12 protein-coding genes are annotated in these 12754 nt (G+C 66.6%); 11 read left to right on the forward strand and 1 reads right to left on the reverse strand.

All coding sequences use genetic code 11. The annotated features are described in order from the left end of the window. Positions 1–3: 3 nt before the first annotated feature. The 8 genes from rlmN to moeB all read left to right on the forward strand — a co-directional run bounded on the left by rlmN (position 4) and on the right by moeB (position 8666). Positions 4–1191 (forward strand): dual-specificity RNA methyltransferase RlmN, encoded by a 1188-nt coding sequence (rlmN, locus tag AC3DET_RS11215; RefSeq protein ID WP_192202788.1) that lies wholly within the window; start codon positions 4–6, stop codon positions 1189–1191. Further along, on the forward strand, positions 1181–2002 hold the full coding sequence (gene pilW / locus AC3DET_RS11220) for a type IV pilus biogenesis/stability protein PilW (protein ID WP_192202569.1): 822 nt from the start codon (positions 1181–1183) through the stop codon (positions 2000–2002). The genes rlmN and pilW overlap by 11 nt, the downstream gene beginning before the upstream one ends. Continuing rightward, positions 1999–2814 (forward strand): RodZ domain-containing protein, encoded by an 816-nt coding sequence (locus AC3DET_RS11225; protein WP_337732035.1) that lies wholly within the window; start codon positions 1999–2001, stop codon positions 2812–2814. The genes pilW and AC3DET_RS11225 overlap by 4 nt, the downstream gene beginning before the upstream one ends. A gap of 61 nt (positions 2815–2875) precedes the next feature. Then, complete coding sequence (locus AC3DET_RS11230; RefSeq protein WP_337732034.1) at positions 2876–3511, forward strand: YfgM family protein; 636 nt, start codon at positions 2876–2878, stop codon at positions 3509–3511. Beyond that, positions 3508–4695 carry an outer membrane protein assembly factor BamB gene (bamB, locus tag AC3DET_RS11235; RefSeq protein ID WP_488391625.1) on the forward strand — a complete coding sequence of 396 codons (1188 nt, stop codon included), beginning with the start codon at positions 3508–3510 and terminating at the stop codon, positions 4693–4695. The genes AC3DET_RS11230 and bamB overlap by 4 nt, the downstream gene beginning before the upstream one ends. A 180-nt stretch (positions 4696–4875) precedes the next feature. Next, positions 4876–6276, forward strand: coding sequence for a ribosome biogenesis GTPase Der (gene der / locus AC3DET_RS11240; RefSeq protein ID WP_337732032.1), 1401 nt, complete (start codon positions 4876–4878; stop codon positions 6274–6276). Then, positions 6273–7490 (forward strand): molybdopterin molybdotransferase MoeA, encoded by a 1218-nt coding sequence (locus tag AC3DET_RS11245; RefSeq protein ID WP_488391626.1) that lies wholly within the window; start codon positions 6273–6275, stop codon positions 7488–7490. Before der ends, AC3DET_RS11245 begins: the two co-directional genes overlap by 4 nt. Before the next feature lie 36 nt (positions 7491–7526). Further along, the gene (moeB, locus tag AC3DET_RS11250; RefSeq protein WP_488391627.1) at positions 7527–8666 is read left to right on the forward strand and encodes a molybdopterin-synthase adenylyltransferase MoeB; all 1140 of its coding nucleotides are present in this window, start codon (positions 7527–7529) and stop codon (positions 8664–8666) included. Here moeB and AC3DET_RS11255 read toward each other — a convergent pair whose 3' ends face one another. Further along, positions 8667–9617: a helix-turn-helix domain-containing protein gene (locus tag AC3DET_RS11255; RefSeq protein WP_488391628.1), complete on the reverse strand. Its 951-nt coding sequence runs from the start codon at positions 9615–9617 to the stop codon at positions 8667–8669. A gap of 113 nt (positions 9618–9730) precedes the next feature. Here AC3DET_RS11255 and AC3DET_RS11260 point away from each other — a divergent pair, with 113 nt between their 5' ends. From AC3DET_RS11260 to AC3DET_RS11270, 3 genes are all read left to right on the forward strand, one after another. After that, the gene (locus AC3DET_RS11260) at positions 9731–10504 is read left to right on the forward strand and encodes an SDR family oxidoreductase (protein WP_488391629.1); all 774 of its coding nucleotides are present in this window, start codon (positions 9731–9733) and stop codon (positions 10502–10504) included. Positions 10505–10621: 117 nt separating this feature from the next. Then, entirely contained in the window at positions 10622–10873 is a 252-nt protein-coding gene (locus AC3DET_RS11265) for a hypothetical protein (RefSeq protein ID WP_488391630.1), read from the forward strand. 31 nt (positions 10874–10904) lie between these two features. Then, positions 10905–12746, forward strand: coding sequence for a monovalent cation:proton antiporter-2 (CPA2) family protein (locus tag AC3DET_RS11270; protein WP_488391631.1), 1842 nt, complete (start codon positions 10905–10907; stop codon positions 12744–12746). Positions 12747–12754: the final 8 nt, after the last annotated feature.

Here is a 12754-nt window from a genome sequence, read left to right on the forward strand (position 1 = left end):
AAAATGGCCACGGACGCACCGTCCGTGGCCATCGGTGCGTCCGTGCCTGCGAAACAGAACCTGCTGGACCTGGATCGCGAGGGCCTTGAGCAGTTCTTCATCGGAAAGCTCGGTGAGCAGAAGTTCCGCGCCCACCAGGTGATGAAGTGGATCCACCACCGCTACGTCACCGACTTCGACCAGATGACGGACCTGGGCAAGAACCTGCGCGCCAAGCTGCAGGAGCATGCCGAGGTTGTCGTGCCGCAGGTGGTGTTCGACAAGCCCTCCACCGACGGCACCCACAAGTGGCTGCTCGGCATGGGGGTTGATGGCAAGAATGCCGTCGAAACCGTGTACATCCCCGACAAGAGCCGCGGCACGCTGTGCGTGTCGTCGCAGGTGGGCTGCGGGCTGAACTGCACGTTCTGCTCCACGGCTACCCAAGGCTTCAATCGCAACCTGACCACCGCCGAGATCATCGGTCAGGTGTGGGTGACAGCGCGCCACCTGGGCAACGTGCCTGCGCAGAACCGTCGCCTCACCAACGTGGTGATGATGGGCATGGGCGAGCCGCTGCTCAACTTCGACAATGTCGTGCGTGCGATGAACATCATGCGCGACGACCTGGGCTACGGCCTGGCGAGCAAGCGCGTCACGCTGTCGACCTCCGGCCTGGTGCCGATGATCGACCGGCTGTCCACCGAGACCGACGTGTCGCTGGCGGTCTCGCTGCACGCGCCCAACGACGCACTGCGCGAGCAGCTCGTGCCGCTCAACAAGAAGTACCCGATCGCCGAGCTGATGGCGTCTTGCGTTCGCTACCTGCGTGCGAACAAGAAGCGCGATTCGGTGACGTTCGAGTACACCTTGATGAAAGGCGTCAACGACCAGCCCGAACACGCACGCCAGCTGGCCCAGCTGATGCGCAAGTTCAGCAACGCCGCGCAGTTGAAGGATGCCGGCAAGGTCAACCTGATTCCGTTCAATCCGTTCCCGGGCACGCGCTACGAGCGCTCTCCGGAAGATGAAATCCGCGCGTTCCAGAAACTGCTGCTCGACGCGCAGGTGCTGACGATGGTCCGCCGCACACGTGGTGACGACATCGATGCCGCCTGCGGCCAGTTGAAGGGCCAGGTGATGGACCGTACGCGTCGCCAGGCCGAGTTCCGCCGGCAATTGCAGGAACAGGGCATCGACGATGCGGCATAAGGCGATCTGCCTGCTGCTGATCCCCCTCCTGCTGGCCACCGCCTGCAGTCGCCTCACCTTCGTTCGCCCCAAGGGCAAGATGGAGTCCCTCTCCGGACAGCAGGTCGCGCCCGAGTACTCGGTCAAGGACAGTCCGGAGGTCAAGCGCCGCCAGTCGGTGCAGACGATGCTCGCGCGCGCCACCCAGCGCCTGCATGCCGGCGAGCTCGATCCCGCGGAGAAGGATGTGCGCTCCGCACTCAAGCTGGATCCCGGCTCGGCGGATGCCACCACCCTCCTGGCGGTGATCGAAGACCGGCGCGGGCGGGCCCAGGAGGCCGGCCAGCTGTACCGCCGTGCGGCGGAGCTGGCGCCCGGGCAGGGCGCGGCCCAGAACAACTACGGGGCCTGGTTGTGCGCCAATGGTGCGGCGGCCGAATCATTGGTCTGGTTCGACCGCGCGGTCCAGGCGCCCGGCTATGCGACGCCCGTGCTGGCGATGGCGAATGCCGGCAGTTGCGCCCTGACCAGCGGACAGACCGAAAGGGCCGAGCGCGACCTGCGTCTGGCCCTGTCGCGCGACCCGTCCAACACGACCGCTCTTGGCGCGATGGCGGAGCTGGAATTCGACCGGCAGCACTATCTGCCGGCACGTGCCTTCATCGAGCGCAGGCTGGCTTCGGGGCCAGCGACTGCCGCGGTGTTGAAACTCGCATCACAAATCGAGGATAGACTCGGCGACAAGGCCGCTGCCAGTCGATATGTTCAGCGGATTCGGGCGGAGTTCCCCGACGCGCAGGACGTCAACTCTGGGGGAAATGCAGGGCCATGATGGACACGGTAGGTGGGGGAGTGGCGCCGCCGCAGGGGTGCGGTGAGGCGCTGAGATTGGCGCGTGAGCAGGCCGGCCTGTCGTTGCAGGAGGTCAGCCAGCGCCTGAAGATGCCATTGAAGGTGCTGCACGCCCTCGAAGGCGGGCAGTGGGACCAGTCAGGTGGGGCGGTGTTCGTGCGCGGGCAGCTGCGCAGTTACGGTCGCCTCCTCAAGGTGGATGTCGAACCCTTCCTGCAGCAGGCGGAAGCGGTGGTATCGAAGCCGGTCGAACTGGTCAGCCACAGCCATACGCCGCACTTCCAGTATTTCTTTGAAAGCTTCAAGCGGCGTGCGGTGTACGTCGTGTTGACGCTCGTGATCGCAACGCCGGTGTGGATGGCCTTGCGTCCGACCTCCGGACCGGCACCGGATGCGGCGACCGCGTCGCTGGACGTCGTGCCGAGCGCGTCGGGTTCGCCAGGCGAGAGGGAAGGGAACACCCCGGTCGCCAGGCCTCAGGCGACGCCATATGTGGCGTCACTGGCGCCACTGCCGCGCGCGGCGGCCTCGTGGCTGACGCTGACGTTCAAGGGTGACAGCTGGGTCGAAGTCAATGATCCCGCTGGCCGCAAGGTTGAGCATGCGCTGATCCGGGCGGGCGAAGAACGCACGTACGCGAGGGGTGAAGTCGGCCGCATCAAGTTGGGCGATGCCACGGCGGTCGAGGTTCAGCATGCCGGTAGTACGGTGAATCTGGCACCGTACCAGCGAGCGAATGTTGCGCGCTTTACGGTATCCTCTGAGGGTTCCCTAGCGCCGGTCGGTGACTGACCCGCGCGCGGGTTTGTCCAACTAAAGACCAAGACCCCGCCTCGACGGGGCAAGAGAGCGCATGGCGATTGATGATCTGCTCGACGAGCACGAACAAAGCGAACGCGTCCGTAGCTGGCTCCGTAACAATGGTGCCGGCCTGCTGGGGGGCGTGATCCTGGGGTTGGGTGTCATCTTCGGCTGGCAGTGGTGGCAGAAGAGCCAGGCGGGCAAGAAGGAACAGGCCTACCAGGCATACCAGGCGGCTGTCGAGGATCTGTCGAAGGGCGACCTGAAGCAGGCCAAGGGCGCCGTCGATTCGCTCATGAAGGAAGACGAGCTGTACGCCGATGTGGCCGGTCTCCAGCTGGCCAAGGCACAGATCCAGGCGGGCGAGCGTGATGCCGCCATCGCCACGTTGCGCGGCCTGACGCCGGTCGATTCGCTGCGGCCGCTTGTGAACCTGCGCCTGGCGCGCCTGCTGATCGATACCGGCAAGCACGACGATGCATTGAAGCTGCTGGAGAAGGCCGATGATGCATCGAGCCTGGAAGTCCGTGGCGACGCGCTGCTGGCTGCAGGCAAGTTGAAGGAAGCGCAGGATGCGTACACGCGTGCGTTGACGACGCTCGATGTGGTATCCCCCCAGCGTCGGCTCGTGGAGCTGAAACTCATCCACGCCGGCGGCACGCCGCCCAAGAGCGGAGACGCTGCATGAAGCTCACCTATGGTTTTCCCGTCCGTCTCCTGACGGCAGCACTCCTGATCGGCGCCCTGGGGGGCTGCAGTACGGTAAAGGGCTGGTTCGACGGCGACGACAAGCCCGACGAGAAGCCGACCGATCCAGCGGAACTGGTCGACATCACGCAATCGGTGTCGGTGTCCAAGCTCTGGAGCGCGAATGCCGGCAAAGGCGAGGATCGACTGGGCATCCAGCAGGCGCCTGTGGTGGACGGTGGTCGGGTATATGCCGCTGCGGTCGAAGGCGGCGTGCGTGCCTTCGATCTCCAGACGGGCAAGCAGGTATGGCAGTACAAATCCGACTTGCGACTGTCGGGTGGTCCGGGTACCGGCCAGGGCCTGGTGGTCGTGGGAACACTGGACGGCCAGGTCATCGCGCTGGATGCCGCCACTGGTGCCGAGAAATGGCAGGTGAAGGTGCCGAACGAAGTCATTGCGGCGCCGGCGATCGGGACGGACCTGGTTTACGTGCGCAGCAATGATGGCCGCGTCACGGCATTGAATGCAGCAAACGGCGAGCGCCGCTGGTTCTGGACCAACGAGCTTCCCAGCCTGACCGTTCGCGGCAACGCGCCGGTCGTGGTCGGTCCGGGCGTCGTGTTCGCAGGCAGCGACGACGGCACGGTCACCGCACTGTCGGCGGGCGATGGTCGTCCCATGTGGACGCAGGCGGTAGGTACGCCGGAAGGCCGCAGCGAACTCGAACGCATGGCCGATGTGGATGGCGCCCCGGTGCTGGAAGGCACCACCTTGTATGCCACCAGCTACAAGATGGAGACCGTTGCGCTGGAAGGTCCTTCGGGCCGCCCCTTGTGGACGCGCGACAATGGCGGCGCGGGTGGCCTGGCGGTCACCAGCAGCGCGGTCATGGTGGCCGATCCGGCGGGTACCGTCTGGGCGCTGGACAAGTACAGCGGCAGCGCCTTGTGGTCCAACACCACCCTCGCGCGACGCTCGCTGACGGCACCCACCATCCATGGCGATTACGCCGTGGTCGGTGACTACGACGGCTATCTGCATTGGCTGAAGACGGACAATGGCGAGGTCGCGGCGCGCGCCCGCGTGGGGGGCAAAGCCCTGCGTGGCAAGCCTGTCGTCGCCGACGGCATCCTGCTGGTACAGGATGTGGAAGGCGGCCTGACCGCCTTCGGGTTCAAGTAACCCCGTCCGAAGGAGTGGGCCGGCCCACTCCAGTCTTGCCGGAAAGGGCCGCATTGCGGCCCTTTTTCGCGGAAGGGGGCGTATTCCGATACCATGGCGGCCCGTTGCCAGACCGGAGCGGCCGTGCCCTGCGCGCGGCGACACGCCTCCGGCAACATTTTCCTTTCCGGTTGCCTCTGCATGTTGCCCCTCGTCGCCCTGGTGGGTCGTCCCAACGTCGGCAAATCCACCCTGTTCAACGCGCTGACCCGCAGTCGTGACGCCCTGGTGCATGACCAGCCCGGCGTGACGCGCGATCGCAACTACGGCGTCTGCCGACTCGACGAGGACGACCCTTTCCTGGTCGTCGATACCGGCGGCATCGCCGGTGAGGAAGAGGGCCTGGCCGGTGCCACGGCACGCCAGGCACGTGCGGCGGCCGAAGAGGCCGACCTGGTGTTGTTCATCGTCGATGGCCGTGAAGGCGCATCCGCGCTCGACGACGAGATCCTGGCCTGGCTGCGCAAGGCCGCGCGCCCCACGCTGCTGGTCATCAACAAGATCGATGGCATCAACGAGACCACCGCGCTGGCGGATTTCGCCCGCTACGGTTTCTCCGACGTTATCACGATCTCGGCTTCGCACCGGCAGGGCATCGACGACCTGCTGGAGGAAGTCCACCAGCGGTTGCCCGAAGAAGGTGCCACTGCCGGACTGGACGACGATCCCGACCGCATGCGGGTCGCCTTCGTGGGCCGCCCCAACGTGGGCAAGTCCACGCTGGTGAATCGCCTGCTGGGCGAAGAACGCATGATCGCCTCCGAGGTGCCGGGCACCACGCGCGACTCGATTGCCGTGGACATGGAGCGCGACGGTCGCCAGTACCGCCTGATCGACACCGCCGGCCTGCGACGCAAGGGCAAGGTGGAGGAGGCCGTCGAGAAGTTCAGCGTGGTCAAGACGCTGCAGGCCATCGAGCAGTGCCAGGTGGCCGTGCTGCTGCTGGATGCGACCGAAGGCGTCACCGACCAGGATGCCAGCGTGCTCGGCGCCGTGCTCGATGCGGGCCGCGCGCTGGTCGTGGGGATCAACAAATGGGACGGGCTGACGACCTACCAGCGCGAACAGGCGGAAGCGCTGTTGGCACGCAAGCTGGGGTTCGTCGAGTGGGCCGAAGTGGTCCGCATTTCCGCGCTGCACGGCTCCGGCCTGCGTGAACTGTTCAAGGCCATCCACCGCGCGCATGCGTCGGCGACCAAGGAGTTCGGCACCAGCGAAGTCAACAAAGCGCTGGAAGTCGCGTACGAGACCAACCCGCCCCCGAGCATCCGTGGCCACGTTTCCAAGCTGCGCTACGTGCATCCGGGCGGCGCCAATCCGCCGACCTTCATCGTCCATGGCACGCGCCTGAAGGTGTTGCCGGAGTCGTACAAGCGGTACCTGGAGAACTTCTTCCGCAAGCGCTTCAAGCTGGTCGGTACGCCGGTGCGCTTCATCTTCCGCGAGGGCGCCAACCCCTACGAAGGCAAGAAGAACGTGCTGACGGAAAAACAGATCGCGAAGAAGCGCCGCCTGATCCGGCACGTCAAGCGCGGCAAGTGACCGGATACCCGTCTCGCATCGGCTTCGCCGAAGCCGGACAGATCATCCGGCAGGTCGCCGGCAACCGGATGCTGGGCCCGGAGCGCATCGCCGTCACCCGCGCCAGCGGGCGGGTGCTGGTCGAGGACATCACCGCCCCCCTCCCGTTGCCGCCGTTCGACAACAGCCGCATGGATGGCTTCGCCTTCGCCCACGCCAGCCTGCTGCCGGGGGAAGACACCCTGTTGCGATTGGCCGGTGAACAGTTCGCCGGCCGACTGCAGGCCATGCAGGTCGGCGCCGGGGAATGCGTCCGCATCACCACGGGCGCGCCGCTGCCTGCGGGTACGGACACCGTCGCCATCAAGGAAGACTGCACCCTTCACGACGGCATGGTGCGCGTGCCGGCCGGCCTGCGGCCCGGCGCGGATGTGCGGCGCGCGGGCGAAGACGTGCAGGCGGGCGCACGCGTGCTCGCCGATGGTCAGGTACTGACGCCGGCCCGGGTGTCGTTGGGCGCCGGGCTGGGGATAGCCTCGCTGGCAGTCGCACAACGCCCGACCGTGGCCGTGTTCACGACCGGCGACGAACTGGTGGAACCCGGGTTGCCGCTGGCGCCCGGCCAGATCTACAACAGCAATCGCGAACTGCTGATGGGCCTGCTGCGCGCGGAAGGGCTGGAGCCGACCGCCTGGCCGACGCTTCCCGACGACCCGGAGCGCATGAGTACCGCGCTGGCCGACGCCGCTGCCGCGTTCGATGTCGTCATCACCTGCGGCGGCGTGTCCGCCGGCGAGAAGGATCATCTGCCCGCACTGTTGGCAGCGCGGGGTCGCATCCATTTCTGGAGGGTACGCATGAAGCCCGGGATGCCGGTGCTGTTCGGCGAGATGGACCGGGCCCTGTTCCTGTGCCTGCCGGGCAATCCGGTGTCCTCGCTGGCCACGTTCCTGACGCTCGGGCGGGCCCTGCTGGATGGCCTGCAGCGTCGTCGTGAGCCTCGTCCGCAATGGAGGGCGGTGTTGTGCGCGCCCTGGCGCAAGACGCACGAGCGCCTGGAATTCCTGCGAGGATGGATGGAAAGCGGGGACGATGGACGATTGCAGGTCACGCCCAACGCCGCGGATGCTTCCCACCAGTTGCGTGCGGTCGCCGACAGCAATGCACTGATCGTCCTGCCCGAAGGCGCGCGCGACTATTCGGCGGGCGACGTCGTGGACGTGATCGGTTGCTGAAGCGGCCCGCGTGGCGAGTTGCGCGATAATCACGCCATGGCCATCCGCGAAATCCTTCCCGAACACGTCGCCCCGCTGCTTGCGCAAGGCAGCGTCTTCATCGATGTACGCGAAGACCACGAGCGTGCCAGCGGCCAGGCCGAGGGCGCGCGTGGCATTCCCAAGGCGCAGCTGGAAGCCGATCCTTTCGCCCACCTGCCGGATCGTGACGCCAGCATCGTGCTGGTCTGCCAGAAGGGCGGGCGATCGATGGAGGCTGCGCGCGTGCTGGAAGCCGCCGGCTATACGGCAGTGTTCTCCGTCGCAGGCGGAACGTCGCGCTGGATCGAAGAAGGGCGCCCGGTCGTCATGCCCGTCCTGTCCGATGACGCCCGCGACTTCAACGAGCGCTATTCGCGCCACCTGCTGTTGCCCGAAGTGGGCGCGGCGGGCCAGCTGCGCCTGCAGCAGTCGCGCGTGCTGATGATCGGGGCGGGCGGCCTCGGATCCCCTGCGGCGTTCTATCTTGCCGCCGCCGGGGTAGGGCAGCTGCGCATCGCGGACGATGACGTGGTCGACCGCAGCAACCTGCAGCGCCAGATCCTGCATAACGAAGCGCGGGTGGGCCAGGCCAAGGTCGCCTCCGCGCAGGCAACGCTCACTGCACTCAATCCGCGCACCCGGATCGAAGCCGTGGCCGAGCGCGTCACGGTGGACAATGTCGAACGCCTGCTGGAGGGCGTGGACGTGGTGCTGGATGGGGCCGACAACTTCCCGGTGCGCTACCTGCTCAACGATGCCTGCGTGAAGCTGGGCAAGCCGCTGGTGTATGGCGCGGTGCAACGCTTCGAGGGGCAAGTGAGCGTGTTCGATGCCGGCCGCCATCGTGGCCATGCGCCCTGTTACCGCTGCCTGTTCCCGGAACCGCCGCCGCCGGAGTTCGCCCCCAACTGCGCCGAAGCCGGCGTGCTGGGCGTGCTGCCGGGGGTGATCGGGCTGCTGCAGGCCACCGAAGTCATCAAATTGCTGCTGGGCATCGGCGACCCGCTGACGGGCCGGTTGCTTCACTTCGACGCGCTGTCCATGCGCTTCCGCGAAACCCGGTTACGGCACGACCCGGACTGCGCGGTGTGCGCGCTCGATCTGCCGTTCCCCGGCTACATCGACTACCCCGCGTTCTGCCGCGCGCCGGCCTGATCACTCCATCGCGCGCATGCGCAGCCCGTCGCGGAACTGACGCGGGGTGATGCCCGTATCGCGCTTGAATGCCGCGCTGAGGTGGCTGTGGCTGGCGAAACCGCAGTCGACGGCGATGTTCGCGATGTCGGCGTTGCTGTTGAGCAGATGCCAACGGGCCCGGCGAAGACGCTGAGCCAGGATGTACTGCGCGGGCGTGGTGCCGAAGTCGCGCCGGAATGCGATCAGCAACTGGTGCACGCTCATGTCCACCAGCATCGCCAGTTCGGCCAGCGTGATGCGCTGGTCCAGGCAGGCCTCGATGTGATCGCACAGCTGGCGCGCCGCGCGCGGCGCGAGCCGGGCCGATGCGGGCGCGCGCATCACGGGCAAGCGGTAGCCGTCGTACAGGTGTTGCCGCAGGACCAGTTGCAGGCGTTCGGCCATCATCACCGACAGGTCGTCGTCCTGCTGGCTCAGGCGCCCGAGTCGGGCCACGCTGTAGTGGAGAAATTCGTCGCGATGGCCCAGGCGCGGCATCAGGTCTTCAATGAGGGCGCGCTGTCCGTTGCCCACGTCCACCTCGGCGAGCGGGGACAGCCGCAACTCGGCGTAGGTGATGACCTGTCCCTTCGCCTGACTGGCATAGCGTCTTTTCGCGGGGATCAGCCAGATGTCGCCCGGCGACGGAGGCGCATGGGTGGCGCCGGCGCCATCGATCTCGGTATCCAGCTCGCGCATGGTGCCGCCCAGGTGGACGATGACCGTGTGGCGCGGTTGGTCGATCGCCCACAGCGTGCGCTGGCGGATGTCCTCGCGGCAGACCAGCAGTTCCACGCCGGGCCAACGCGCCTGCGCAAGCACCCGGTATTGCGGCGTCCCTTCAGACGCGTGGTTGGCCGCGTCATACGACGATTGCCAGCCATCGTGCGGGCCATCGGGCACCGGAGAATTTGACAGTGGACGGGACATCGTGAAGGCCAGGCGAGCCGCTTCGCACGCATCTTAGTGGCGTCGAGCGGGACTGCCTACCGCTGGCGCTCCCTGCAGTCGACCGCCCCTATCGCCCCCTGAAGGAAATTCCCATGACCGACCATTCCATCCGCGGCAAAGTCGTCCTGATCGCCGGCGGTGCCAAGAACCTGGGCGGCCTGATCGCCCGCGACCTCGCCGCGCAGGGTGCCCGTGCCATTGCCATTCACTACAACAGCGCGGCCAGCACGGCCCAGGCAGAGGCCACTGTCGCTGCCATCGAGCGGACTGGCGCAAAGGCCGTCGCGCTGCAGGGTGATCTGACCACCGCCGGGGCCATGGAGCGGCTGTTCACCGATGCCGTCGCGGCAGTCGGGCGCCCCGACATCGCCATCAACACGATCGGCAAGGTGCTGAAGAAACCGATGGCCGACATTTCCGAAGCCGAGTACGACGACATGGCGGCGGTCAATGCCAAGACCGCGTTCTTCTTCCTGAAGGAGGCCGGCAGGCACCTCAATGACAACGGCAAGGCGTGCACCCTGGTCACATCGCTTCTTGGCGCGTTCACCCCGTTCTATGCGGCATACGCAGGCACCAAGGCGCCGGTGGAACACTTCACCCGCGCTGCGGCAAAGGAATTCGGCGCACGCGGCATCTCGGTGACGGCCGTCGGCCCCGGCCCCATGGATACACCGTTCTTCTATCCAGCCGAAGGCGCCGATGCCGTCGCCTACCACAAGAGTGCGGCGGCGCTTTCGCCCAGCAGCAAGACCGGGCTGACGGACATCGAAGACGTGGTGCCCTTCATCCGCCACCTGGTGAGCGATGGCTGGTGGATCACCGGGCAGACCATCCTCATCAACGGTGGCTACACCACCAAGTGAGCGTGTCTGGGGTCGGGTTGCGTGGCCCGTTCCCGGGCCGGAAGCGTGGTACTGGAGTGCGGTAATGTGGGCGCGCGGGCTGCCCCGCGCGAGCCAGTTCCCGGGGAGGACCACACCGTGCGGACCTTGATCTTCATCGTTGTCGGCCTGCTGGTCGTGGGCTTTGCGATGTGGCTGGCCAAGCCAGCCAGACGTCGCGCTGCAGCGTTATTTTTCAGCCTGGGCTGGTTGCTCGCCGTGCTCTGGAACCTGCGTACGGGCATGTCGCACGGTTACTCGCTGCAGGAAGAGTTGCCCATCCAGTTGCTGATCTTCGCGGTACCGGTGGCAGCGGGCGCATGGCTGGCCATGAAGGCACCGGGCCGGTAGAGCGGGCACATCCATCCGGTAGACTGCCCGCATGAGTGCAGAATCCGGTGCCAGCCAACTGGTAAGTGTCGTCGCCCTGCTGGGTGCCGCCGTCGTGACCGTGCCGATCTTCCGGCGCCTGGGCCTGGGATCGGTGCTGGGATATCTCGCCGCCGGCCTCGTGATAGGTCCGTTCGGTCTGAAGTGGTTCTCCGATCCGCAGTCCATCCTGCACGTTGCCGAACTCGGCGTGGTGATGTTCCTGTTCGTGATCGGCCTGGAAATGCGGCCCAGCCACCTGTGGAGCCTGCGCAAGCAGATATTCGGGCTGGGAACGCTGCAGATCGCGGTCTGTACGGTATTGCTGACCGGCGTGGGCCTGGTGTTCGGCTACCCGCTGGCGGTGTCGTTCATCGGTGGCATGGGCTTCGTGCTGACCTCCACGGCGGTGGTCATGCAACTGCTGGCGGAACGGGGCGACGTCGCGTTGCCGCATGGCCAGAAGGTGGTATCGATCCTGCTGTTCGAAGACTTGCTGATCGTACCGTTGCTGGTGCTGGTCGCCTTCATGTCGCCCCAGGTGGTGGAGCCGCAGGAGGGCTCGCGCTGGATCGCGATCGGCATCGGTGTCGCGTCGCTGGCCGGGCTGATCGCCGCCGGCATCTGGCTGCTGAACCCTTTCTTCCGCATCCTCGCTGCGGCCAAGGCGCGCGAAGTGATGACCGCCGCCGCGTTGCTGGTGGTGCTGGGTGCCGCGTTGCTGATGCAGTTGGGTGGCCTGTCGATGGCGATGGGCGCTTTCCTGGCCGGCGTGCTGTTGTCCGAGTCGACCTTCCGTCACCAGATCGAAGCCGACATCGAACCCTTCCGCGGCATCCTGCTGGGCCTGTTCTTCCTGGGCGTGGGCATGGCGCTGGACCTGGGCGTGGTGGCGGCCAACTGGCCGCTCATCGTCAGCGCGGTGCTTGCGATGATGGCCGTCAAGGCCGCCTGCATCTACATGGTCGCGCGCGTCACCCGCAGTTCGCATGCCGAAGCGCTCGACCGCGCGGTGCTGATGGCGCAAGGCGGCGAGTTCGCCTTCGTGCTGTTCGCCGCCGCCGCTGCGGCCGGCATCATCGACGCAACCGTCAACGCCAACCTCACCGCCATCGTGGTGCTGTCGATGGCGCTGACGCCGCTGTTCGTGCTGCTGTTGCGCCGGTTCACCCATCCGGAGCAGCCCTCGATGGAAGGCATCGAGGAGGCGAAAGGCCTCAGCGGCAGCGTGCTGATCATCGGCTTCGGCCGCTTCGGCCAGGTGATGAGCCAGTCGCTGCTGGCGCGCGACGTGGACGTCACCATCATCGATACCGACATCGAGATGATCCGCAGCGCCGAGGAATTCGGCTTCAAGATCTACTACGGCGACGGCACGCGACTGGACGTGCTGCGTGCATGCGGCGCGCAGACGGCCCAATCCATCGCCCTCTGCATCGACGACAAGGAAGCGGCCAACCGCATCGTCGAACTGGTCAAGCACGAGTTCCCGCAGGCGCAGGTGCTGGTGCGCTCGTTCGACCGAGAGCACTCGCTGGCGCTGATCGCCGCAGGCGTGGATTTCCAGATCCGGGAGACGTTCGAATCCGCGGTGGAGTTCGGCAAGGCGGCGCTGGCGAGCGTGGGCATATCGCCCGAGGACGCCGAGACGATCGCACTGGAAATCCGTCGGCGGGATGCGGAACGCCTGGAACTGGAGATTGCGGGCGGTGACCTCAGGTCCGGCATCCCGGCGCTCTACGGCAACGCCAGGCCCGCCAAGCCCACGCCGACGCCCTTCACCAAGCCCAAGCGCGAGGCGAGGGCGCTCAACGAGGAAGCCGCCGAGATCATCGGCGAGGAAGAAGAGGAGTAGCCGGCGCG

The organism is Pseudoxanthomonas sp. 97-1-1 (genome assembly GCF_057773125.1).